Annotated in this window: 17 protein-coding genes and 3 pseudogenes; 8 read left to right on the top strand and 12 right to left on the bottom strand. The window is 68.1% G+C overall.

Annotation, left to right across the window (positions count from 1 at the left end; translation table 11 throughout):
- Nucleotides 1-125: 125 nt before the first annotated feature.
- The 3 genes from AC069T_RS17170 to bldG all read right to left on the bottom strand — a co-directional run bounded on the left by AC069T_RS17170 (nucleotide 126) and on the right by bldG (nucleotide 3729).
- Nucleotides 126-2534 (bottom strand): sodium-translocating pyrophosphatase, encoded by a 2409-nt coding sequence (locus AC069T_RS17170; protein ID WP_478783540.1) that lies wholly within the window; start codon nucleotides 2532-2534, stop codon nucleotides 126-128.
- A 282-nt stretch (nucleotides 2535-2816) separates the two neighbouring features.
- The gene (locus AC069T_RS17165; RefSeq protein WP_478783539.1) at nucleotides 2817-3260 is read right to left on the bottom strand and encodes an ATP-binding protein; all 444 of its coding nucleotides are present in this window, start codon (nucleotides 3258-3260) and stop codon (nucleotides 2817-2819) included.
- A gap of 127 nt (nucleotides 3261-3387) precedes the next feature.
- Nucleotides 3388-3729: an anti-sigma factor antagonist BldG gene (gene bldG / locus AC069T_RS17160; RefSeq protein ID WP_010986038.1), complete on the bottom strand. Its 342-nt coding sequence runs from the start codon at nucleotides 3727-3729 to the stop codon at nucleotides 3388-3390.
- A 78-nt stretch (nucleotides 3730-3807) separates the two neighbouring features.
- Between bldG and AC069T_RS17155 the strand changes: the two genes are divergently transcribed.
- Entirely contained in the window at nucleotides 3808-6414 is a 2607-nt protein-coding gene (locus tag AC069T_RS17155) for a DEAD/DEAH box helicase (protein ID WP_478783538.1), read from the top strand.
- 46 nt (nucleotides 6415-6460) lie between these two features.
- On the opposite strand, the pseudogene AC069T_RS17150 reads toward AC069T_RS17155, so the two are convergent.
- The 3 genes and pseudogenes from AC069T_RS17150 to AC069T_RS17140 all read right to left on the bottom strand — a co-directional run.
- Nucleotides 6461-6685, bottom strand: a pseudogene (locus tag AC069T_RS17150) (Rv3654c family TadE-like protein); the annotation flags it as partial.
- 89 nt (nucleotides 6686-6774) lie between these two features.
- Nucleotides 6775-7170, bottom strand: a complete 396-nt coding sequence (locus AC069T_RS17145; RefSeq protein ID WP_478783537.1) for a TadE family type IV pilus minor pilin — start codon at nucleotides 7168-7170, stop codon at nucleotides 6775-6777.
- A 97-nt stretch (nucleotides 7171-7267) separates the two neighbouring features.
- Nucleotides 7268-7399: pseudogene (locus AC069T_RS17140) on the bottom strand (DUF4244 domain-containing protein); the annotation flags it as partial.
- Between the two features lie 101 nt (nucleotides 7400-7500).
- Between AC069T_RS17140 and AC069T_RS17135 the strand changes: the two are divergent.
- From AC069T_RS17135 to AC069T_RS17120, 4 genes are read left to right on the top strand one after another with little or no spacing between them, the layout of a single operon-like run.
- On the top strand, nucleotides 7501-8949 hold the full coding sequence (locus AC069T_RS17135; protein ID WP_478783536.1) for a site-specific integrase: 1449 nt from the start codon (nucleotides 7501-7503) through the stop codon (nucleotides 8947-8949).
- Entirely contained in the window at nucleotides 8943-10691 is a 1749-nt protein-coding gene (locus tag AC069T_RS17130; protein WP_478783535.1) for a hypothetical protein, read from the top strand. The genes AC069T_RS17135 and AC069T_RS17130 overlap by 7 nt, the downstream gene beginning before the upstream one ends.
- Nucleotides 10688-12907 carry a hypothetical protein gene (locus tag AC069T_RS17125; RefSeq protein WP_478783534.1) on the top strand — a complete coding sequence of 740 codons (2220 nt, stop codon included), beginning with the start codon at nucleotides 10688-10690 and terminating at the stop codon, nucleotides 12905-12907. The genes AC069T_RS17130 and AC069T_RS17125 overlap by 4 nt, the downstream gene beginning before the upstream one ends.
- 2 nt (nucleotides 12908-12909) lie before the next feature.
- Nucleotides 12910-13407, top strand: coding sequence for a hypothetical protein (locus AC069T_RS17120; protein WP_478783533.1), 498 nt, complete (start codon nucleotides 12910-12912; stop codon nucleotides 13405-13407).
- 226 nt (nucleotides 13408-13633) lie between these two features.
- Here the strand turns inward: AC069T_RS17120 and AC069T_RS17115 are convergent, their stop codons facing one another.
- The 5 genes and pseudogenes from AC069T_RS17115 to AC069T_RS17095 all read right to left on the bottom strand — a co-directional run.
- Nucleotides 13634-14149 (bottom strand): hypothetical protein, encoded by a 516-nt coding sequence (locus AC069T_RS17115; protein WP_478783532.1) that lies wholly within the window; start codon nucleotides 14147-14149, stop codon nucleotides 13634-13636.
- Nucleotides 14146-17070 (bottom strand): hypothetical protein, encoded by a 2925-nt coding sequence (locus tag AC069T_RS17110; RefSeq protein WP_478783531.1) that lies wholly within the window; start codon nucleotides 17068-17070, stop codon nucleotides 14146-14148. The genes AC069T_RS17115 and AC069T_RS17110 overlap by 4 nt, the downstream gene beginning before the upstream one ends.
- A gap of 481 nt (nucleotides 17071-17551) precedes the next feature.
- A complete protein-coding gene (locus AC069T_RS17105) occupies nucleotides 17552-18325 on the bottom strand; it encodes a type II secretion system F family protein (protein ID WP_478783530.1) in 774 nt (257 codons plus the stop codon).
- Nucleotides 18322-19194, bottom strand: a complete 873-nt coding sequence (locus AC069T_RS17100; RefSeq protein ID WP_478783529.1) for a type II secretion system F family protein — start codon at nucleotides 19192-19194, stop codon at nucleotides 18322-18324. Before AC069T_RS17100 ends, AC069T_RS17105 begins: the two co-directional genes overlap by 4 nt.
- 36 nt (nucleotides 19195-19230) lie before the next feature.
- Nucleotides 19231-19584: pseudogene (locus AC069T_RS17095) on the bottom strand (ATPase, T2SS/T4P/T4SS family); the annotation flags it as partial.
- 33 nt (nucleotides 19585-19617) lie between these two features.
- Here AC069T_RS17095 and AC069T_RS17090 point away from each other — a divergent pair.
- From AC069T_RS17090 to AC069T_RS17080, 3 genes are all read left to right on the top strand, one after another.
- The gene (locus tag AC069T_RS17090; protein ID WP_478783528.1) at nucleotides 19618-21156 is read left to right on the top strand and encodes a recombinase family protein; all 1539 of its coding nucleotides are present in this window, start codon (nucleotides 19618-19620) and stop codon (nucleotides 21154-21156) included.
- 22 nt (nucleotides 21157-21178) lie between these two features.
- A complete protein-coding gene (locus AC069T_RS17085; protein WP_478783527.1) occupies nucleotides 21179-21418 on the top strand; it encodes a hypothetical protein in 240 nt (79 codons plus the stop codon).
- Between the two features lie 187 nt (nucleotides 21419-21605).
- Entirely contained in the window at nucleotides 21606-21845 is a 240-nt protein-coding gene (locus tag AC069T_RS17080; protein WP_478783526.1) for a helix-turn-helix domain-containing protein, read from the top strand.
- Nucleotides 21846-22245: 400 nt separating this feature from the next.
- Here AC069T_RS17080 and AC069T_RS17075 read toward each other — a convergent pair whose 3' ends face one another.
- Nucleotides 22246-22596 carry a hypothetical protein gene (locus AC069T_RS17075; RefSeq protein ID WP_478783613.1) on the bottom strand — a complete coding sequence of 117 codons (351 nt, stop codon included), beginning with the start codon at nucleotides 22594-22596 and terminating at the stop codon, nucleotides 22246-22248.
- Nucleotides 22597-22648 lie beyond the last annotated feature (52 nt).

Raw genomic sequence — 22648 nt, 5'->3', positions numbered from 1 at the left:
TTTTCCACCAGGGAGACAACCCTCCCTAAGAGACCGTGAAAAGCAACGAGCGGGCGGACGGCACGTCAATGCGCGCCGTCCGCCCGCCCGTTGGCCGATACCCGGCCGGGCAGAGGTCGCCGAAGCTAAGAAACCACCGCCGGATCGGGTGACTTGGCCGACCTGTCCGCGTCGCCGTCCTCGTCGCCCATGGCGATGCCGCGCCGCTTGGAGATGTAGACGGCACCCACGATCACGAGGAACGACAGCGCCGCGATCAGCACGCGCAGCCCGACGTTCTTGTCGTCGCCGTACGAGAACTTGACGACCGCGGGCGCGATCAGGAGCGCCACCAGGTTCATCACCTTCAGCAGCGGGTTGATCGCGGGACCGGCGGTGTCCTTGAAGGGGTCGCCGACCGTGTCCCCGATCACCGTCGCGGCATGCGCCTCACTGCCCTTGCCGCCGTGGTGGCCGTCCTCGACGAGCTTCTTGGCGTTGTCCCACGCGCCTCCCGAGTTGGCGAGGAAGACCGCCATCAGCGTGCCGGTGCCGATCGCGCCCGCCAGGAACGAGCCGAGCGCGCCGACCCCGAGCGTGAACCCGATCGCGATCGGCGTCAGTACGGCGAGCAGGCCGGGCGTGGCGAGTTCGCGCAGCGCGTCCTTGGTGCAGATGTCGACGACGCGCCCGTACTCCGGCTTCTCGCTGTAGTCCATGATCCCGGGGTGCTCGCGGAACTGCCGCCGCACCTCGTAGACCACGGCCCCGGCGGACCGGGACACCGCGTTGATCGCCAGCCCCGAGAAGAGGAAGACAACCGCGGCGCCCGCGATGAGGCCGACCAGGTTGTTGGGCTGTGAGATGTCCATCATCAGGTTCAGCGGGGCGCCCCTGCCGGAGACCTTCTCGCCCACCTCTCCCGCGGCCGTGGTGATCGCGTCACGGTACGAGCCGAAGAGGGCCGAGGCCGCGAGGACGGCCGTGGCGATGGCGATGCCCTTGGTGATGGCCTTGGTGGTGTTGCCCACCGCGTCCAGGTCGGTGAGCACCTGGGCGCCCGCGCCCTCGACGTCGCCGGACATCTCGGCGATGCCCTGCGCGTTGTCGGACACGGGACCGAAGGTGTCCATGGCCACGATCACCCCGACCGTGGTGAGCAGCCCGGTGCCGGCCAGCGCCACCGCGAAGAGCGCCAGCATGATCGACGTACCGCCGAGGAGGAACGCCCCGTACACGCCGAGGCCGATCAACAGAGCGGTGTAGACGGCCGATTCGAGACCGATGGAGATACCGGCGAGGACGACGGTGGCCGCGCCGGTGAGCGAGCTCTTGCCGATGTCCCGCACGGGCCGGCGGGTCGTCTCGGTGAAGTAGCCGGTCAGCTGCTGGATCAGCGCGGCCAGCACGATGCCGATCGCGACGGCGAGAATGGCGAGGATCCGCGGGTCGCCGCCCTTGGCCTGGATGGCCGAATCGGTGACACCGTCCAGATCGGCGTACGAGGACGGCAGATAAGTGAAGACGGCCACCGCCACCAGCACCAGCGAGATCGCCGCGGAGATGAAGAAGCCGCGGTTGATGGCGCTCATCCCGCTGCGGTCCGCCCGGCGTGGCGCGACCGCGAAGATGCCGATCATCGCCGTGAGGACCCCGATCGCCGGAACGATCAGCGGGAACGCGAGCCCGGCGTCGCCGAACGCGGCCTTCCCGAGGATCAGCGCGGCGACCAGCGTCACCGCGTACGACTCGAAGAGGTCGGCGGCCATCCCGGCGCAGTCGCCGACGTTGTCGCCCACGTTGTCGGCGATGGTCGCGGCATTGCGCGGATCGTCCTCCGGAATGCCCTTCTCGACCTTGCCGACCAGGTCGGCGCCGACGTCCGCGGCCTTGGTGAAGATGCCGCCGCCGACACGCATGAACATCGCGATCAGCGCGGCACCGAGGCCGAAGCCCTCCAGGACCTTCGGCGCGTCGGCCGCGTACACCAGCACCACGCAGGAGGCGCCCAGCAGACCGAGCCCCACCGTGAACATGCCGACGACGCCGCCCGTGCGGAAAGCGATCTTCATGGCTTTGTGCGAAACGGCGGTGAGATCCTTTTCGGGCTCACCCTCCGCCGGAGTCGCTTCCCGTGCCGCGGCGGCCACACGGACATTGCTCCGTACGGCGAGCCACATACCGATATAGCCGGTGGTCGCCGAGAACACCGCGCCGATCAGGAAGAAGATCGACCGGCCGGCCCGTTGATTCCAGTCGTCCGCGGGCAGCAGCATGAGCAGGAAGAACACCACGGCGGCGAATACGCCGAGGGTCCTCATCTGCCGCCCCAGGTAGGCATTCGCGCCCTCCTGGATCGCGGTCGCGATCTCCTTCATGCTGTCGGTGCCCTCGCCGGCGGCGAGGACCTGGCGCACCAGGATTCCGGCGACCACGAGTGCCGCGAGCGCGACGACCCCGATCACCATCACGATGATGCGGTTGTCATCCGTCAGTACCGCGGCTGCGAGGGTTGTGGGGTGGTCAAACTCGTGAGGGGTAGAAAGCCCCGCCATTCGTCCTCCTTGACGCTTGGGCTGAGCTCAAGATGTGGACGGATTGTAGGTACCGGAACCTGATCAAAACAGTGTGCGGCAAACATAATTAGCCTTCACAGGCCCCTCAGCAAATGATCCGACAGTGAACGCGGAACCCAAAAGGGGTAATGGTCCAAAAGCGTTGACGCGTGATCCAATAATCGGGTCATCGATCGTGAATGAATTCACGAAAACGAGCCCGCTCCCTCCGCGCACGCAAAAGGGCCCTGCTGAACAGGGCCCTTGAGGTACTTCGGGGTGTTACGGGACGAGCGCGGCGGGCGGCGTGGTCGGCCAGCTCATCCTGATCAGTCCGCCGTTCTCACCGGCGGTCACCTCGAAGTCGTCGACCAGGCCGCTGATGACCGCGAGGCCCATCTCGTCCTCCTCGGTCTCCGCGTCCGGCTCCTCGGACGCACCCCGGGTGCCCGGCACCCGGTCACCCGGGGCCGCACGCGGTGCCTCGTCCCCGACCTCGATGGAGAACTGCTTCTCGTCCTCGATCAGCGACACCCGGACCGGCGCCGACGTGCCGCTGCTCTGGTGCAGTCCGACGGCACGGGTGCACGCCTCGCCCACCGCGAGTCTGACCTCGTCGAGTACGGCCTCGTCCACTCCGGCCCTGCGCGCCACCGCTGCCGCCACCAGTCGGGCGGTCCTGACGTGCTCGGGCAGCGCGCTGAAGCGGAGTTCAACGGTGGCCATGCATCCCCCTAAGAACTACGGGCGTGCTGTCAGGGGGCCGGGCCGCCGAGGCCCGTCCCCCCTCGTTGCTTCTACCGTCGCGGGCGCGCGACTGCTGCCGTCCTGTGGCACACGGCCCGCGGACGGGTCAGTCGGTGGCCGCCACCGCTTCCTCGACAGAGGTGTGGATGGGGAACACCTTGGTGAGGCCGGTGATGCGGAAGATCTTCAGAATGCGCTCCTGGTTGCAGACCAGTCGCAGCGAGCCCTCGTGGGCACGCACACGCTTCAGACCGCCGACCAGCACGCCGAGCCCGGTGGAGTCGAGGAAGTCCACGCCCTCCATGTCGACGACAAGATGGAAATTGCCGTCGTTCACCAGCTCGACCAGTTGTTCGCGCAGCTTGGGCGCGGTATATACATCGATTTCGCCACCGACCTCGACGACCGTACGATCGCCGACGGTACGGGTCGACAGGGACAGGTCCACGGATCCTCCAGCACCTTGCTAATCGAGCGGTCATCCCAAGGGACACCTCGGCAGCCCCGGGACGGTTCGCCAGCCGCGATGGCATTCAATCACTTACCGGCAGGCGTGCACGACGCCTTGGCTCCATTGTCCGTCACGCCAGTGACACACTCGGTCCCGATGGCCAAGAATCACCGATCCGATCGCACCCCGACGGACACCGCCTCCAGCCCCTCGCCGGGCGCTGTCCTGGACCGGCTCGCCTCGGGGCCGAGCCGGGCTTCGCGCATCACTCATACGGAGCACTTGCCCCCGCGAGAGGGTCGGCATGCCGTCTGGCCCGACCGGATCCGCCCGGAGGTCGTCGCCGCCGTCCAGGCCGCCGGTATCACCCACCCGTGGGCCCACCAGGCACGGGCCGCCGAGCACGCCCTGGACGGCGAGTCGGTGATCGTCGCCACGGGCACGGCCTCCGGCAAGTCCCTGGCCTACCTCGCACCGGTCCTGACCGCCCTCCTGGACGGCTCCGAGGCTCCCAACGGCCGTGGCGCCACCGCCCTCTACCTGGCACCCACCAAGGCCCTGGCGGCCGACCAGTGCCGGTCGGTGAAGGAACTTTCACAACCCCTCGGGAACGCCGTGCGCGCCGCGGTCTACGACGGCGACACGCCGGTCGAGGAACGCGAATGGGTCCGCCAGTACGCCAACTACGTCCTGACCAACCCCGACATGCTGCACCGCGGGATACTGCCCTCCCACCCCCGCTGGTCCTCCTTCCTGCGTTCCCTGCGCTATGTCGTCATCGACGAGTGCCACACCTACCGGGGCGTCTTCGGCTCACACGTCGCCCAGGTACTGCGCCGTCTGCGCCGTCTGTGCGCCCGCTACGGCTCCTCCCCCGTCTTCCTGCTGGCCTCCGCGACGGCGGCCGAGCCCTCCGTCGCCGCGGGCCGCCTCACCGGCCTTCCCGTGGTCGAGGTCGCCGACGACGCCTCCCCGCGCGGAGAACTGGTGTTCGCGCTCTGGGAGCCCCCGCTCACCGACCTGCACGGCGAGAAGGGCGCACCCGTACGGCGTACCGCCACCGCCGAGACCGCCGACCTCCTCACCGACCTGACCCTCCAGGGCGTGCGCTCCGTCGCCTTCGTACGCTCCCGCCGGGGCGCCGAACTGATCGCGGTCATCACCCAGGAACGCCTCGCCGAGACAGACCGTTCACTGGTCCGGCGTGTCGCGGCGTACCGCGGCGGCTACCTCCCCGAGGAACGCCGCGCCCTCGAGCGTGCCCTCCACTCCGGCGAACTCCTCGGCCTCGCCGCCACCACCGCCCTCGAACTCGGCGTCGACATCTCCGGTCTCGATGCCGTCCTCATCGCCGGCTATCCCGGCACCCGGGCCTCCCTGTGGCAACAGGCGGGCCGCGCGGGCCGCTCGGGGCAGGGGGCGCTGGCGATCCTGGTCGCCCGTGACGACCCGCTGGACACCTTCCTCGTCCACCACCCGGAGGCTCTCTTCGACCAGCCCGTCGAGTCCACGGTCCTGGACCCCGACAACCCGTACGTGCTGGCGCCCCACCTCTGCGCCGCCGCCGCGGAGATACCCCTCACGGACGAGGACCTCGCGCTCTTCGGACCCGCGGCGGCCGACCTGCTGCCGCAGCTGGAGGCCGCGAGGCTGCTGCGCCGCCGGACGAAGGCCTGGCACTGGACGCGCCGCGAGCGGGCCGCGGACCTCACCGACATCCGCGGCGGTGGCGGCACCCCCGTCCAGGTCGTGGAGTCCGGGACGGGCCGGCTCCTCGGCACGGTCGACGAGGGCGCCGCGCACACCGCGGTGCACGAGGGTGCCGTCCACCTCCACCAGGGCCGCACGTACCTGGTGCGCAAACTGGACCTGGAAGACTCCGTTGCCCTCGTCGAGGAGGCCGCTCCGCCCTACTCGACGGTCGCCCGCGACACGACGTCCATCTCCGTCCTGGAGACGGACGTCGAAGTGCCCTGGGGCGACGGCCGGCTGTGCTACGGCTCCGTCGAGGTCACCAACCAGGTCGTCTCCTTCCTGCGACGCCGGCTCATCACCGGTGAGGTGCTCGGCGAGACCAGACTCGACCTCCCTCCCCGTACGCTGCGCACACGTGCCGTCTGGTGGACGGTCACCGAGGACCAGCTGGACGCCGCCCGGGTGAACCCCGAGATCCTCGGCGGCGCCCTGCACGCCGCCGAGCACGCGTCGATCGGCATGCTGCCGCTGTTCGCCACCTGCGACCGCTGGGACATCGGCGGTGTCTCCGTCCCGCTCCACCCGGACACCCTCCTGCCCACGGTCTTCGTCTACGACGGTCACCCGGGCGGGGCGGGCTTCGCGGAACGCGCCTTCCACACCGCCCGCGCCTGGCTCACCGCCACCCGCCAGGCCATCGCGTCCTGCGAGTGCGACGCCGGCTGCCCGTCCTGCATCCAGTCCCCCAAATGCGGCAACGGCAACGAGCCGCTGCACAAGCGGGGAGCGGTGCGGCTGCTCACGGTGCTGCTCCAGGGGGCGCCGGAGCCGGACGAACCAACCCGTCCGGACCAGGACCGGCAGGGCCCGCAGGATCCGCCGACGGACCCGCGGGATCCGCAGGACCGGCCCGACCCGCTGGGGCCGTCGGCCCCGGTGGGTCTGGGGGACCCGGAGGAGCGGGGAGACCCGCAGGCCCCGCTCTAGACCGGACTTCCGCGGCCAGGAACCCTCCGCCCGAGGCCGCCGTGACGTCCGACACCTCGCCCACGAGGGCGCACCGCACCAGACGGGCGCCCTGAGCCCGGGCGATGCGCTCCGCGTCGGCGCAGGCGGAGGTGCCGCCGTTCATCCAGTGGTCCGCCGCCGCGAGCGCCGCGAGGTCCGCCGCGGCGGCCGTGCGATGACGGGTCACGATCGCCTGCCCCATGGCCAGTACCGCTCCGAAGACGACGCACAGGACGGCGATCGCACCCACCACCCAGACGGAAGCGGAACCTCGGTCGGACCGCCCGGGGAAGAAGCGCCGGCGGAACCGGCCCGCCACCGCACCGCGTCCCACCCCCCTCACCCCGCCACCCCCACCGTCTCCTCGGCCAACGCCACTGCCTCGTGCCGCAGTTCGAGCGTCAGGGCGTCCGGGCCGGGCGGGTGGGCCGCGACCGTCACGCGCACCAGGTCGCCGTCGCGGCTCACCGTCACCCGCGCCCCGCCCGGTGCCGCCCGGCGGGCCACCGCCACCACCGCGTCGGGCGAGTCCTGGCGGGCCGCCGCACGGGCTCCCGCCCGCGCCGCGTCCACACACTGGATCTGCGCGGACGCGGCGAGCAGCGCCCAGACGAGAGCCATCGCGAAGAGCACGAGGGCAGGCAGCACGACCGCGGTCTCCGCCGTCACGAACCCCCGGTCCCGCCCCCGGGGCCGGTGACCGCCCGAACCGTCCAGGAACGCCGGTGAGGACATGCGCCCTCTCGGGCCGCCCTTGAGCCCCGGCCGCGAACGCCGGCCCCTCTCGACGCCGGCCGCTGACGCCGCGCCCGTCGGCCGCCCTCCGGTCCCTTCACATCCGGACATCGAGCGCCCGTCCCACGATGTCCTGCAACTCCCCGCTGACCTGTCCGCTCGTCAGCACCTTGTAGAGCACCGCGGCGAACGCCACCGCCGCGATGATCCCCATCGCGTACTCGGAGGTAGTCCTTGCTTAGTTCTTGTGTCTCTTTGAGGTAGTTCGAGACCGGAGAGGCTGCGAAAGTCTCTTGCACTGTCTTGAGTCTCATTCATACCGTGCATGCCATGCATCTGATCTTCTACAGCCGAGCGGGCTGGGAGAGCTGGGGGCTTGAGCGTCAGCCATTGATCCCCGAAGGCATGCCGGTTCTGATCGACGAGGACTTGTCCTTCGAGGACGACGGCGTACCCCGGCCCACGGTGGCGGCGAACCGCTGGCTGCGCGAACTCCCACTCAACGGGGCGCGATCTCAAAAGACTTGGAAGAACTACGCGCAGGCTCTGCGGTGCTGGCTGGAGTTCCTGGCCAGGATCGGCGTGGATCCATTCGGCGAGCGGCAGCCCTTGCGGGACGCTTTGAGTGCGTTCTCGGAGCACCGGTTCGGGGGGCCGTTAGAGGCTCGCTGGGACGAGGGCACGTGGGACCAGAACATCAACACCGTGGCGCGCTTCTACGCGTGGGCCGATGACGAGGGCCTCTGTTCCGCTGTGCCGTTCACTTACCAGATGGTCCGGCGGTACACCGAGGCCGGCGTGCAGCTCGCGCGGCGGAACACGGCTACGGTGCGGCGGGCGAAGCCGCATGTCACGGTGAAGTATCTGGAGAGCGACTTCCTTGCGCTGTTCCTGCGGGCGCTGGCCGGCCTGCGCCCGGACGGGGAGCCGGACTCGTTCCGCGGCCGTCACCTGGGGCGCAACGCCGCCATGGGGTCGCTCGTGACGTCCAGCGGTCTGCGGGCACAGGAGTTTACGCACCTGCTGACGTACGAGCTGCCTGCTCTGCCTGCCCGCAGCAGCGCAGTTCCGGTCCGGTTCCCGCTGTCCGCGCAGATCACGAAGGGCAGGAAGGCCCGCCAGACGTGGGCGAGTCACGAAGTCCTTGCCGATGTGCACCAGTACATCGAGTTGGACCGCGCGATGCTGACGGAGGGCCGCCGTTACCGGCCTGATCCGCGCCTGGGTGAGCCTTTGGTGATCACTGAGCCGGACTGGGAGGGCGGGAAGGTCAACGGCCGCCGGGTCTCCTGGCGCAAGCTGACGTTGAACGAGCGGCTGCGGCTGGTGACGCCGGAGGGCACGCCCGCGATCATCGCGGTGCAATCGGACGGGACGCCGTTCACCGACTGGGCGACTGTCTTCCGCCGGACCTCGGAGCGCATACGGCGGGATTTCGAGCCGCGGTTCCCGACGGTCGGCCCCCATGTCCTGCGCCACACATTTGCGATGGCGACGCTGGAGAGGCTGGTCAAGGGCCACTACCAGCGGGCGGCTGCACTCGTGGCGGACACCAGTGAGGACGCCGCGCTGTCGCTGTATCTGACGAAGACGGACCCTCTGATGGTGCTGCGGGATTTGCTTGGGCATTCCAGCGTGACCACCACGGAAATTTACATCCAGCGCTTGGACGTGCAGCGGATCTACCGCGAGCTCTACGACGAGGCGGGCAAGTACAGCGGTCAGTCCGCTGCCGAAGCGGACGCCGAGTTCGACGACGAGGAGGGTGCCGCGTGGTGACCCGTGTCGAACACGACCCGCTGCGCATCGAGTTCACGTTCCCCAACGGCACGGCCTGGACGGGGGACTTGAGTTCCACAGCCAACGCGAAGCTGGCGGAGGACCTCGCCCACGGCCTGGTCCAGATGGTGCACCCGCTGGGCCGTATCGCCGCGCTGCAGAGCGCGGTGACGTACACGTCGACGATCCGGCGGATGGTCGCGGAGCTGGCTGCGCTGGGCTTTGACGGGAGTCTGGCGGATCTGCGCACGAGCCACGTCCTGTCGTACTGGATGTCCGTCGGCGGCAGGCGCGTCTTCCACACCCGGCGCCTGCTGGTCGGCTGCGGGGACCGCGTGGACGCCGGCATTCGGGCCTACCTGGAGGGGAAGGCGGTCAAGGGCCGCCCTCGAGGCAAGCCGTTGAAGCCGTACACGGACGGCGAGTGGCGGCAGATCGAGGCCGGGCTGCGGGGCTATCTGCAGCAGGTCATGGCCCGTCAGCGCGAGGTCCTGGAGTTGGCCGCGCTGGGCCCTGACAGCTCCGACCTCGGCCGGAACCGGCAGAACTTCGCGTGGCTGCTGCGTGAGCACGGGCCGCTGAAGGTCAGGGACGCCACCAGGGCGATGGGGCTGACCGTGGACTACTTCCGCGACGGCATCGGCGGCCAGTACCGGGACGTGCGCAGTGCGATGTATCCGCCGGTGCAGGTGGCGACGGCCATGCGTCTGTTGTTCGGCGTCTACAGCGGCGTCGTTCCGGACGGGATCCGGGATCTGGGGCTTGACGACTTCACGTGGACCGGGGACCGCACGGTGCTCATGGACTACGTCAAGGGGCGCCGCGGCCCGGAGTCGGTGAACCTTCCTGCTCGGGCGGTGCGGCTGTTGGAGCGGTGGCTGGAGCTGTCGGAGCCGGTGCGGCGGCTGGCTCCGGAGTCGATAGCCGGCGACTTGTTCGTCTTCCTGGACACCGAGTACCGCAACACGGACGGCGCGAAGTCCCAGCTGTCGGCGCTGTCCACCCGGATCGCCCCCAAGAGCGGGAACAAGGCCCGGCGCCAGCTGGCGAGGGAGCTGAATCTGCGTACGGACGCGGGAGAGCCGCTGCTGTTGCACTCGGCGCGGATCCGCACGACGTACCACAACGTGCTGGCGCGGCGGGGCTGGACCGGCCGTACGAAGATCGACCCGAATCACACGGCCGCGGTGGAGGGCAGCCACTACGTCTCGACCACGACGCCAGCCCAGGCCGAGTCGGTGGAGGCCATCATCGAGGACGCCCAGGCCGACATCCTTCGGCGCAGTCGCCCGCCCATCGTGTTGAGCGACGAGGATGCCGCCGAGTTCGTCACCGAGCAGCCCGAGCAGGCGGCCCGCCTTGGCCTGGACGCCGAGGCCATGACTGATCTGCTGGGCGGCGAGATGGACGTGTTCACCGCGGCATGCGCCAACCAGCTTGCCGGACTCTACGGCCCCAAGGGCAAGCCGTGCCCTGCCCGGCCGTGGGTGTGCCTGCTGTGCCCGCTGGCGGTCTTCACGCCCCGGCATGCGCCCAACCTGCTGCGGCTGAAGGCCTATTTCGCCCGTCAGTCGCGGCAGCTCACCGTGCAGCAGTTCCTCGCGGTGTTCGGCCCCTACGCCGACCGCCTCGACCACGACATCCTGCCTCGCTTCGACGACCGCCTGCTCCAGAAGGCGGCCGGCGAGGTGGACGACATCGACTCCGAGCTGCCGCTTCGACCCGAGGAAGGAACCCAGTGACCCGCGCTACCGCCCTGGTCGTCGAGAGCCCCGCCGGTCCCATCCCATGTGAGTGGGCTCTGAAGTCCCCCTTCGCGGGTCTGGAGGTGTGCCGCCAGGCCGGATGGGACATGTGGCCGGACGGTCCGCGTCCCGTGTTCGACGAGGACTTCTGGGACCTGTCGGCAGTGAAGTTCCCCAAGGGGGTGCGGAGCAACGTCAAGCGCCTGGACTTCACCGGCATCACCAACCCGGCCCTGCGGTTGACCGCCAAGGAGTACGTGTTCGCGCTGGTCGTACCGGACCATGAGCGTGTCCTGGCTCTGCCGGAGGCACGGCGGGAGCCGTACAAGCCGGAGTCGGCGTTCAACTTCTGCGTGCAGCTGGTGCGGTGGATGAACTTCGTGACCGAGCAGGGAATGTCGTCGCTGAGTGAGGTGATGCAGGAGCACTGCGAGGTGTACCGAGAGTTCCGATCGCACCGTACCCGCAAGCGCCGGCAGGGCAGCGGGCCGATCACACCGGGCACCCTGCTGACGATCCTGCGGCCGGTCGTGGACCTGGCCACCTACCGCGAGCTATTCACGGTGGACGCCTACCGGCCCGGCTTCACGCCGTGGGAAGGGCACACGGTCAGCGAGGTCGCGGGCTGGGAGACCTATGCCATGTCCTCGACCCCGCCGGTGGCGGAGGAGGTGTTCCAGCCCACGGTGGCCGCGGCTCTGTATCTGGTGGAGACGCTCGGGCCGCTGGTGGCCGAGGAGTTCGAGCGCATGCTGGATTTCCGGGCGAACAGGGGCGGGCAGAATCCGAGGGCCGTCACGGCGAAGCACCGGGGAGCCGTCACGGCCGCCGCCAACTGGCATGTCCGCAAGCGGGTGCCGCTGCTGGCGATCGACGCCCGGCAGGTCACGCGGCGCGTCAAACGAGGTTGGCGGCCCGACGATCCGCTGCTGCACGTCGATGTCGGCGAGTTCTTCGGCCAGGCGACCGGCTCCAGATATGCGAGGGTCGCGGACCACCTGGTCGAGGATCTCCGCCCTTTCCTGGAGCCTGTGGTGGCCGAGGTGGGGGTCGTGGGCATGTTCGGCCGGGACGCCTCCCGGGTGCCCCGCGCCGACGACCCGCAGCAGCTGGCACCGTGGACTCTGCCTCTGACCGGGGACGAGCTGCGAAGCCTGCAGATCGTTCTGCTGGCAGCCTGCCGGGTCCTGGTCGCGGCCTTGAGCGGCATGCGGGCCGGTGAACTGGACGAGATGATCGCCGACTCCCCGCAGCCGCCTGTCACCGTCTCCGGCGGCACCCAGCGCTTCAAGCTGGGCAGCAAGCTGATCAAGGGGCAGGAGTTCGGCGGCGTCGCCGAGGAATGGGTGGTGCTGGAACCGGCCTGGCGGGCGGTGAAGCTCGCCGCCCGCCTCAACCAGGCTCGGGACGGCGAGCGGGCCTTCGCCCGCTCGCCCATGGACTTCCTGCACAAGAGACTGCGGGAGTGGGTCAACAGCCCCGCCGGCCAGCGGCTCGGCCTGGCGCCGATCCCGGCCGGGCCCGTGAACGGACGGATGCTGCGGCGAACGCTCGCTCTGTCGCTGGCCCACCGCCCCGGCGGGCTGCTGGCCGCGAAGATCCACCTCAAGCACGTTTCCGTGGTCACCACCGAGGGCTATGCGATGAGGCCCGGCGGCTCCCAGGGCAACCTGCTGGCCGAGGTGGAGCGGGAGCAGGACAAGCACCACCTGAAGCTCACGAAGGAGGCATTCGAGGACTACCGCGCGGGCCGCATGCCGGCGGGCCCCGGGGCCCGTGAGCTGATCAAGGCGTTCGAGCACATCGACGTCTCGCTCAAGGACCACGAGCCAGGCACTGCTGCGGTGATGGAGGCCGAGCGGCGGCTGGAGAACCTGCTGCGGCAACAGTCCAAGCACCTGCATCTGCAGACCGCGAACTACTGCTGGTTCCGGGACCCGCACAAGGCCCTGTGCCTGAAGCTGGCGGGCACCCCGGACGCGGCGAAGCCTCTGGGCGGGCTGTGTGACTCCGCACGCTGCCCGCAGGCCACCCACCACCCCTGCCATCTGCCGGTGTGGAAGTCCACCGTCAGCAGCAGCCGAGTCTTCCTCGACAACCCGCGCTTCCCTAAGGCCGAGAAGAAACGGCTTGAGCCCGAGGTGGAGCGGGCCCAGCGGGTCGTGGACGAGATCCTCCAGGCCACGCAAGCCGAAGAAGAGGAGGTGAGCTAAGCATGGCGCGAATCAGCGATGAGACCCGGAAACGCAACGAGCAAGCCATTCGCGCAGCGATGGACCGGATGCTGCGCGGCCAGCTGCCGCCCGGCCGCCAGTGCGATCTGAAGACCCTCGCCGCCCAGGCCGGTGTGACCCGCACCGGCTTCTACCCGAAGAAGAACCGCGACGGCACCGAACGTCCGGGCCCCTACCAACACCTGGCCGAGGAGTTCGAGCAGCGAGTCAAGGAACTCCAGGACACCGGAGTGATCGTCGATCCCCGGGCCGCGCAGATCGACCGGCTCAAGACGGAGAATGCCGAGCTGAAGAAGCGGATCACCTCCCGCGACGAAGAGCTCGCCAAGTTGATCGCGTTCAGGACCCTGGCGATCTCCCGGCTGGCCGCCCAGCGCGAGGAGATCGAGCGTTTGCGCACACAGCTCGCCGCCGTCGGTAACCTCCGCAGTCTGCCGGCTCCGGCCAGCGGCATAGACCCGTATGGGTCGTGCAGTTGAGTCCAATGCAGCCCGCATGGCAATGCGAACCGCGATCACGGACGAGGACGAGCCGGCTGATCAGGGGGCAACTGACGGAATGCTGTGAACTGCTGAAACGCGGCTTCCCCCCTGTGGAGATCCCGCGTTGAGACTGAGATCCCCCGTAACCGTCGCACGTCAGAATCGGCGCTCTGGGTGGTCAAAGCGGTCCCAGACTGAGGATGGAAAAGGCTCAGCGCCTTCTTCAAGTGGGCCCGACTTCATATGTCGCGGAGACGACGATCTCGCCAGCTCCAGTGAGCCCTGCCGCTTCAGTAATCGATGCTTTCAAGGAACCATTGAGGGAAATGGTCTGTGAGAGTTCGATGGCGCGCAGGGGAATCGACTGCTGGTTGATCTCTATTGCTTGGCGGACCTTCGCAAGAGCGGACTCTGTCAGGTACGCCATGTATGCCTGGAGCCGCAACAACAGAGCTTCATGAACGTCCTTGGCACGACGACCGGCCGAGTGGAGGAGCGTGCCCGAAACAGCGATGGCTCGATCAACTGCTTCCTTACTCTTGTCAATACCGAACTGGAATGCCTCAGTCAGCGCCTCCTCAATAGCGTCCCAAGCCTCTGAGATCCGGCCCAACCAGTCCGCATCGAGAGGTGCCGCTAGGCCCTCCAGATTCCCTTGTGCGTCGACGGCACGAGCGGCGCTCAGCGCACTTTCGAAATCTGAGCGCCCAATGACTCCTGTGACATTCATGGGTGTCATCCAATCTGTGATAATGCCGTGGCCGTCACGTCCCAGCCATGTCTCCCCTTTGACAGAATCATCTGGGCAGACGAGTGAAAATGACTTTCGAGCCACTTCGATTCGCAGGGAGTGATCGCCGTGTCCAGGAGAGCTTGGACAATGGGCGTGGTCCAGCTTGCGTGATCATCTGCGAGCCAGCCAACCCCTTCGGATATAAGACCTTGCGCCAGTTCGCCCGGTCCGAACAATTTGCTCATTATCGCCGCATTGATACGTCGCTCGACAGAACCATCATCTTCGCTTACTTCCTCCGCCAGACTTCTGACCCTGTTAACCCAAGGCTCTACCGATACCGTCTGTGAGTCAAAGTTCCATTCACTGATAGTTGTCAGCCACGCCAACGTTCGCTCCGCAGCGCTTTTTCCTGAGCCCAACTCGTCCATCTCAAGCTGCAACAGAAGGGGCGGCGTCAACCGACATCGGATGGCTTCCTTCAGCCCCTTTGCGACCCTCGCGCGTGGCAGTAGGCCGCGATACTGAGCGTCGATCCAATTGCCGTACTGGAAAACCAAAAGATGCTGACCAAGTTGACGATCGGGGTCCTGGCCATTCGGCTGCAGATCCACAACCCGGGAGACCATAAGTCGAGGTTCCCGCCGCAGCGATACTTCTCCTTCTAGGGCTTCGAAGGACTCCCGGTCCAAAGGGATTACCGCCAGGTCGCGGCTTGACCCCCCGGTTTCCATTTTCTCCCTCGTTGTACGTACCGAGCAAATAAGGTGGCTCGTGCGCCGGTTCAGCCAGAACGGGCAGCTTACCCGGCCGATCGACATAACCGACTGCTGCTGCAACATTTGACGAACCAGTTGGTCGGCAAGAAGAAGTTCATTTGTGTCGCGACGGCGCAGGTGCTCGATCACCTGTGCCATGACAGTGCCAGTAGTTGCATCAATACCCGGCATAATGTCGGCTCGCTCACCAAGAAGGCTGTCCAGAGCGGAGCTAACTCGGGCGCGAAACTCGCTTTGGAAATTGGGCCCTTCTTCGAGTTTGGAACGAATTAGTCTGCCGCTGCGCCAGAACCCAGAATTTCCTTCGCCATATCCAGCGAAGAACATCCTGAAGTCCTCATCATTAATTTGCGCCAGACTCTCCATCCATGTAAGTACCGCGTCCTCGGTAGCTTGCTGAAATTCCTTGAGTGGTAGCGAAAGGTCAGGGATAGCGTGCAAGGTGCCGAACCGGGTAAGGTGCATTAGCAGCCGATACGCTTGGGCCCCTGACAGGGGTTGGGATGAGATCCTGTCTCTCCACGTCGCAACCACCCAGCGGACCGCAAGATAGCCAGCAAGATATTTCCTGTGATTCTCGGCGAGGTATCGGCGAAGACGATGAACGCCCCTGCGTTGTGCATCTGCGTAGCGCTGCTCCGCCATTTGACGTTGGCCGAGAAACCAGGAGCGAATATCCTCATCACCCTGCTTTGTTGGATCTGGTGTCTCATCATAAAAATGTATGAGGACTTCCCCTAGATCTGACGCAACATCTGGTTCGGTCGTCGGGTCTGCAGCCAATTCTCCAAATACGGCAATTCCCTCAAACCACGGTTGCCAAGCTTGCTCTACGATCTGCAGCTTCCGTTCGATCTCCAACGCACGCTCTGCTTCCGCAAGCGCAAGCACGCTGTTGCTTGTAAGCGGTGCCGTGAGTTCCTGCCCTGTTTCCGGGGCGCGTGAGCTGTATCTCCATAGCCGCAGCTCCACTTCTACGGCTGCAGCACGTAGCGCCATCACCGCAAATCCGACACCGCCAAACATACTGAGCACATGCGTCATCTCGTGGCCGATAACCAATAGAAGGTTATCAAGATTTGACTCACGCGGCAGCGATCTGCCGTGTGGCACAGCGTCGCGATATGCAGGATGCTCAAATGCCCATGTGGTCCAAGAGCTATGGACAACATCAGAATGAGGCCATGGGACCAATTCGTCCCGAGTGTGCTCAATCGGAGGCAAGGCTGCCATGACTGAATGAATTCTGGTCGGCAGCTTTTCCACTTCTTCGTCCCAGATTGGTTCCACAACGGGCTGCAAGCATTTGATTCGCTCCCGATCCCCTACTGGAGAGCCGAGGGACAACTGCAGCAAAAGGTCATACACTCGAAATTGACGAAAATGCGACCGGATATGCTGCATCATTCGGAAGACCGCTCTGCGGGTCTTCTCTTGGGTCGGCGGATGACGCAATACCGAAGCGAAGGCATCGAACGCTTCCAGTTTGTGAGAGGGATCCCCGGAAAACGCTAGCGCAGAAGCTCGACTTGCTAGGGCTATTGAGACGGACTCTGAATCGGATGCTGCCATTGCATGCCGTTTCAAGACGTCGCTCGCTCTCACGCGATCTTCCGTCGAGTAAGCAAAGTTTCCTGCTGTATGTGCAGCAGCGACTGCATCCTCAGCTCTCCCGGCGATCGCAAATGCATGCGACAGTCGAAGTGCAGCAGCACTAGCGGAACTGCGCTTTGTGAAAGCTGCTTCCCTGTCCTCTCTCTTTGCCCACAACGCTGCGGCCACTCCAAGCTCGTGGGCGGCAGCTAGAATTTCAGCATCTGGACCTGCCGACTGCAGGTTTGGTAGATCGACCCACCAGTCGGCAAGGACGTCTTGCCCTCCAGTGACCCAGTGACGTAGACACAGGCTAAGTGCTATTCTCACCGCAACTGCAACGTTGCTTAGCTGTGATGTGCCTGCTATCTCTTCCAGGTGATACATCCAAATTGGATCTTTATTTACCGCGTCCAGTACTCTCTGCACGGCGCTGGGGGTGAGGAGCTCCTCGTCTGCAGCTCGTAGTGCAGTCAGTCGAGCATCTACTAGGAGAGCATCCGTCCACTGATCTTGGTCCTCGTGGATGTAGCCCTCACCGTGCGGACCAGCCATACCATCATTCTGAGTGAGGCTTCTGACGGTTGCAATTGCAGGCAACCTGACCGCCGACGCCCCCGCATGGAGCCCATCCCAGGCCTGCATGAGACCAAGAAGCCAACCTCTGAGGCCGCGCGACCCTCGTATAGTCGATCCCAGCAAATCCACACTGTGTGACCTCCGTCACATCAGGGACCCGAAAAGGGACACGATGGCTCGCGTTAATGCGATGCAACGCCGAGGCGCAACCTCTACGTAAAGCGACACGACCTGCGTCGGACACGGCGAGTGCCGCGACACACTGGGTGACCATTCCCGCGTCCCTCCGTGCCGCCGCCAGCCCGGCCCTGTGCGCCTCGCGCACCCTGCCCGTCACAGCCCACAGCCGTGCCCGTACCGCTTTGTTCATCTCAACACCCGTAAGGTCCGCACTCGTTCGTCTGTCACTTGTGATCAGTGCCGTGTCCCGCTTGCCGTCACCAGGCATCCGCTCCCGTCATCCACCACCGCCTCCCAGCGCGCCTTCCGCCAGCCCGATCACCACGGGCAGCACTCCCACCGCGATGAACGCCGGCAGGAAGCACAGTCCGACGGGCGCGGTCACCATCACTCCCGCGCGGCGGGCGCGGGCGGTCGCGGCGCGGCCCCACTCGGCGCGGGCCTCCGCGGCGATCCGGGCGACGGGCTCGGCAGCCGGCACACCCGACTCGCCCGACCGCTCCAGAAGCCGCGCCAGGGAAGCGGCTCCCGGCATCGACGCCAACCCGCGCCAGGAGGTGCCCGGTTCACCGCCGAGCCGGACCTCGGCCGCACCTCTCGTCAACCGCTCCCCGACCGGTCCACGCAGGGCGTCCCCCACCGCCTCGGCCGCCGCCACCGGGCTCGCACCGGCCGCGATGCAGGCGGCCAGCAGGTCCGCTGCGAGCGGCAGTTGCCGGGCGGCCGCGGCCATGTCGTACTCCGGCACCGGCTTCGTCGCCTGTCTCAGTCGCCACCGCCACACCCCGAGTCCGGCGGCCGACCCGACCAGGAGCCCGGCCGCTCCTCCGACCAGCACCCAGCCGGCACCCACGGCCCCAGCCACCGGCAGCCACCGCCGCGCCGTCCCCCGCACCTCACGGCCCCGCCGCACGGCCGCCGCCTCCCGGAGGAGCAGCACGGCCAGCCTTCGCCGCGCCTTGCGCTCCCGCCCGGCCACGCCGACCAGCCACCCCAGAGCCGACGCCACGCACAGGACCGCCCCCAGCCTGTGGACCATCTCCGCACTCATCCCGCCTCCGCTCCCCGTACGATCCGCAGCGCCCACCACAGGCCCGCGCCCTCCAGCACCGCGCCGACCAGCAGGCAGCCCAGGCCGGGCCCGGTGTGCAGCACCACGCGCAGGGGATCGGCGCCGAGGGCCGTGCCGAGCAGCAGCCCCAGCACCGGCAGCCCCGCGAGCATCACCGCCGTGGATCGGGCGCCCGCCAACTGGGACCGCAAATCCGCACGCTGGTCCCGCTCCGCACGCAAGGCTCCGCCCAGGCGGTCGAGGCCGCTCGCCAGACCGGCGCCCCGGTCCACGGCCACCCGCCAGCACGCCGCGAGCCCCGACAACCCCTCGGCACCCGGTTCTCGTGCCGCGGCGGAGAGGGCGCCGGGCACATCCCCGCCGAACCGAGCCGCCGCCAGCACCACCGCCTGCGCTTCACCGAGCCCGCCCGCGTCGGCCGCGGCACACAGCAGCGCCTCCCCCGGCTGCCGCCCGGCCCGCACCTCTCCCGCCAGCGCCCCGCACAGGCCGATGACCGCGTCACCCCGCCGCTCCCGCTCCCGGCGCCGCTCCCCGGCCCGCCGCACCCGCCGCAACAGAGGCACACCGGCGGCACCCGCCAACAGGGGCAGCACGGACGCCCCCAGTACCGCGATCACCAACCCGCAGGCCAACGACCACCACTCGGCTGCCAGTTGTCGGCGCATTCGCCGCACTCGGGCGAGCGCTCTCTCCCACGGCGGCCGTCCGATGCCCAGCGCCCCGCCTTCCGCGCAGAGCAACCGCGCCCGCCTCACCTGCGAGTCCCGGCCGCCCGTCAACCAGGCCGCCGCCCCGGCGCACGCCGCGGCCGCACCCATCGCCACCTCACCGATCGCCGTCGTCATCCCGGCCCCCGTCCACCTCTCGTCGTCGGACCTCCGTCACCACTGCTCGTTCCTTTCGGTTCCGGCCCGGAGCAGCCCCCGCAACCGCTCCCACCCGCGCTGGTACGCGAACGCCTCCGCGCCCCAGCGCAGCGCGGGCACCGTGACCACCAGCCCGGTGGGGTCCCGCTCGAGCACGTGCACCTCGGCGATCCGGCGACGGCCCGCCCGGTCGCGCACCAGATGCAGGACCACCGCCAGCGCGGCCGCCAGCTGGCTGTGCAGCGCCGCCCGGTCGAGCCCGGCGGCCGTGCCGAGGGCCTCCAGCCGGGCGGGCACCTGGGCCGCCGCATTCGCGTGCACCGTGCCGCAGCCGCCTTCGTGCCCGGTGTTCAACGCCGCCAGCAGCGAGATCAACCCCCGTTGCGCACCTACACTGGGGGGATGGCCACCAAGAAGCCTGCGAGCGCGGGCATTTACTGTCGGCTGTCCTACGCCCCGGACGGCTCGGTCGAGAAGGTCGAGCGGCAGGAAGCGGACTGCCGGGAGCTCGCGGCGAGGCTCGGCTGGCGGGTGTCGGACCGGCACGTCTTCCCGGACAACTCGCGCTCCGCGTGGCAGCGCAACCGCAAGCGGCCGCAGTGGGAGGCCATGCTGAAGGCCATCGAGGCCGATGAGATCGACGGCCTGATCGTGTATCACGGTGACCGCCTGATCCGGCAGCCGTTCGACCTGGAGAAGCTGATCGGCATCGCGGAGAGCAAGGGTCTGCGGATCGCGTCGCCGTCCGGGACGCGCAACCTGGACTCCCCCGACGACCGGTTCATCCTGCGGATCGAGGCCGCCCAGGCGTGCCGGGAGTCGGACAACACGTCCCGGCGGGTGACCCGTGGGGTGAAGGCGCGGGTGGCGAAGGGTCTGCCGGGCACGGCGGGCGGGAGGCGGCCGTACGGCTGGGGCGTCCAGAGGGGCACGCGCGAGAAGGTGAACCGCGCAGGGGAGCCGGTCACCGTGCCGGTGTACGACACGACGCTGCCGCGTCCGGAGGAGATCGCGTTCATCAAGGCCGGCGCCGAACGCAGATTGGCCGGCATGGACCATGGTGCCGTCGTTCGCTGGCTCAACAGCGAGGGGTCGCGTACCACGGAGGGCAACCCTTGGACTGCTAAGAGCTGGCGCAACGTCATGCTCAACCCGCGCATCGCTGGACTCATCGAGCGCGACGGCCAGCTGCACCCCGCGGCGTGGGACGGCGCCTTGGCCGTCGAGACGTGGGAGGCCATTCGAGCGCTGTACCGCGAGACTGCCACCCTGTATCCGTACGCGGGCCGGGAGCGCGTGCACCTGCTGACCGGCGTCGCGGAGTGCTACCAGTGCCACAGGCCTGGCGGCACCGCGCAGGAGTGCGGTGCCGCCGCTTGCCCGGGTCCTCACGTCACGGTGCGATCGAAGCCGTCGGGCGGCCGCAACCGGAAGAAGTCGCGGCTGTACTACTGCCCGGAGTGCCGCGGGGTGGGCCGGAATCTGGCGCTGGTGGACGCCTACGTCGAGGGGCGCACGCTGCGGCTGCTCGCCGACAAGCGGTTCGGTGCCGAGCTGCAGCGGGCCCTGGTCGACGAGAGCAGCACTGATCTGCTGACGGAGATCACGGCGTTGGAGCAGCGGCGGGACAAGACCCGCGAGGACCTGGAGAATCTGGCCGACAACCCCGACGTGGATGCCACGCTCGCTCTGCTGTCGCTGTCGTCCTTCGACCGGAAGATCGCAGAACTGCGGGCGCAAATGGCGACGTCGGCGAAACTGCGCCGGCTGACGCGCATGGTGGGCATGAGCCGCGAGGACTGGGCGGCGCAACAAGTCGACGTGCGGTCCACGGTGGTCCAGGACCTGTTCCGGGTGGTCATCCTGCCGACCGCGTGGCGCGGTCCCGGCTTCGACCCCTCCAGCGTTCGGCTCGACCGGCGGCCGCTGGGCTCTCATTGACCGGGCGACGTGAGCCGAAGCCGTGCACCAGGCGCAGGGAGGAACGATTCTCCTCCGTCGTCTCAGCTTCCTGGTGGTCCACCCGTACGACCTCCGCGGCTGCGTCGAGGGCTACCAGCAGGCGGCCGCGATGATCAGGATCGGGTTCCTCCAAAGCCGCGGCGAGAGCGGTCTCTATGACTTCGATGCGCTGCCCAAGCTGCCTGAGCTGGTCCATACCCACCCTTCCCGCACTTACTGTTCGCCGTTGAACGCTCACTGATTGTGCCAGTGGTATATGCACGCGTCTATCCAAATGGCCGAAAAAGTGCTGGCCACCCGGCCAAAGAGGCGAACCGCACAGCGCGGCAGGCGGGCCGGAAGGGCCATCCGCCCGCGAGGCTTCAAGTTCACAAAAAGCGGAATGTACTCCGCTGACTCATGGTCAAGCAGGCCAGAGCGTTTGTCGAGTGCCCCGCGACCAGCCAGCAGATGACGAGTGGATCCGCGCCCACCAGCGGGCCGTCGGGGAACGACTCCGGGCCAAGCGGCTGGAATCCAAGCTCACCCAAGAAGCCACGTTCCTCGCGGCCGGCATCGACCGGCGGACCCTGCAGGCGATCGAAGCGGGCTACGGCAACCCCACCCTTGTGACGCTCCTGCGCCTGGCGCACGCCCTCGACGTTCCTCTGGCCGAGCTGATGCGCTGACGGCCGACCGCCCCCGACGGGGGCGGGAACGGTCGGCCGCCGCATCCCACCGCCAACGCGGGGCTGGGCACCAGCGGCGGGGGCTCGGGACTACCGACGGGACCGCGCCTTCGCCCACCGGGGCTCGGCCGGGGCCGTCTGGTGCCTCGGTAACTCGCACAGCGCGGCATGGAAGGTCACGTCTGCGCTGGCAGTCGATGCCGAGTCGACACGGTAGGTGCGGCTCTGCTGCCCGGGCAGGATGGGCCGGTCGCAGCGTGCGCAGATCATCGCTCGTCCTCCCCAGCGGGGCACGGGCCCGTGTGAACGCGTCCCGGGATGCAGGGCCCGCTGTTCGTCGGCCACATCCGGCGCTCGGAGTCCTCGCCCGGCTCGATCTCCCGGGAGCACAGGCCGCACCTCACCGACGGGCCTCCCGCATCAGGCGGTTGAGGCCACGGCCGACGTCGCACTGGCTGGCGTCGTCCACGCACTGCTCGCACAGCGGGGCGTGCGCGTACAGGGCCCGCCGGGCACGATCCTCGACGCAGGCCCGGCAGGTGCGCGGGTACCAGGTCATCGGTGCGCCGGCGCGGCGGATGGTCTGCGGGCCGAGGTCGTACGCCGTGGCGGGGGCGAGGTTCACGCCGTCCCACAGGCACGCCGCACCGCGCACCTGTGCCTCGGACAGGGAGCCAAGGTCCGGGAGGGCGAGTACGGCGAGCACCTCCGCAGTCGGCAGTGCAGGGCTCGCGGCAGTGCCTAACTCCATGGTCACGCCTCCACGGTCACGGTCACGGTGGTGATCTGCTTCACACACGTGA

The organism is Streptomyces sp. NPDC043867, from assembly GCF_056435845.1.
Note: the sequence above shows the minus strand (reverse complement) of the source record. Positions and strands in the feature narration are given on the sequence as shown.

Bases quoted from the DNA above. Each gene is read 5' to 3' on its own strand.
- AC069T_RS17090 (WP_478783528.1), top strand. From the start codon at position 19,618: ATGGCCACCAAGAAGCCTGCGAGCGCGGGCATTTACTGTCGGCTGTCC.
- AC069T_RS17120 (WP_478783533.1), top strand. From the start codon at position 12,910: ATGGCGCGAATCAGCGATGAGACCCGGAAACGCAACGAGCAAGCCATT.
- AC069T_RS17115 (WP_478783532.1), bottom strand. From the start codon at position 14,149: ATGACACCCATGAATGTCACAGGAGTCATTGGGCGCTCAGATTTCGAA.
- AC069T_RS17100 (WP_478783529.1), bottom strand. From the start codon at position 19,194: ATGACGACGGCGATCGGTGAGGTGGCGATGGGTGCGGCCGCGGCGTGC.
- AC069T_RS17135 (WP_478783536.1), top strand. From the start codon at position 7,501: ATGCATCTGATCTTCTACAGCCGAGCGGGCTGGGAGAGCTGGGGGCTT.
- AC069T_RS17145 (WP_478783537.1), bottom strand. From the start codon at position 7,170: ATGTCCTCACCGGCGTTCCTGGACGGTTCGGGCGGTCACCGGCCCCGG.
- AC069T_RS17075 (WP_478783613.1), bottom strand. From the start codon at position 22,596: ATGGAGTTAGGCACTGCCGCGAGCCCTGCACTGCCGACTGCGGAGGTG.
- AC069T_RS17105 (WP_478783530.1), bottom strand. From the start codon at position 18,325: ATGAGTGCGGAGATGGTCCACAGGCTGGGGGCGGTCCTGTGCGTGGCG.
- AC069T_RS17110 (WP_478783531.1), bottom strand. From the start codon at position 17,070: ATGGCTGGTCCGCACGGTGAGGGCTACATCCACGAGGACCAAGATCAG.
- AC069T_RS17170 (WP_478783540.1), bottom strand. From the start codon at position 2,534: ATGGCGGGGCTTTCTACCCCTCACGAGTTTGACCACCCCACAACCCTC.
- AC069T_RS17155 (WP_478783538.1), top strand. From the start codon at position 3,808: ATGGCATTCAATCACTTACCGGCAGGCGTGCACGACGCCTTGGCTCCA.
- AC069T_RS17165 (WP_478783539.1), bottom strand. From the start codon at position 3,260: ATGGCCACCGTTGAACTCCGCTTCAGCGCGCTGCCCGAGCACGTCAGG.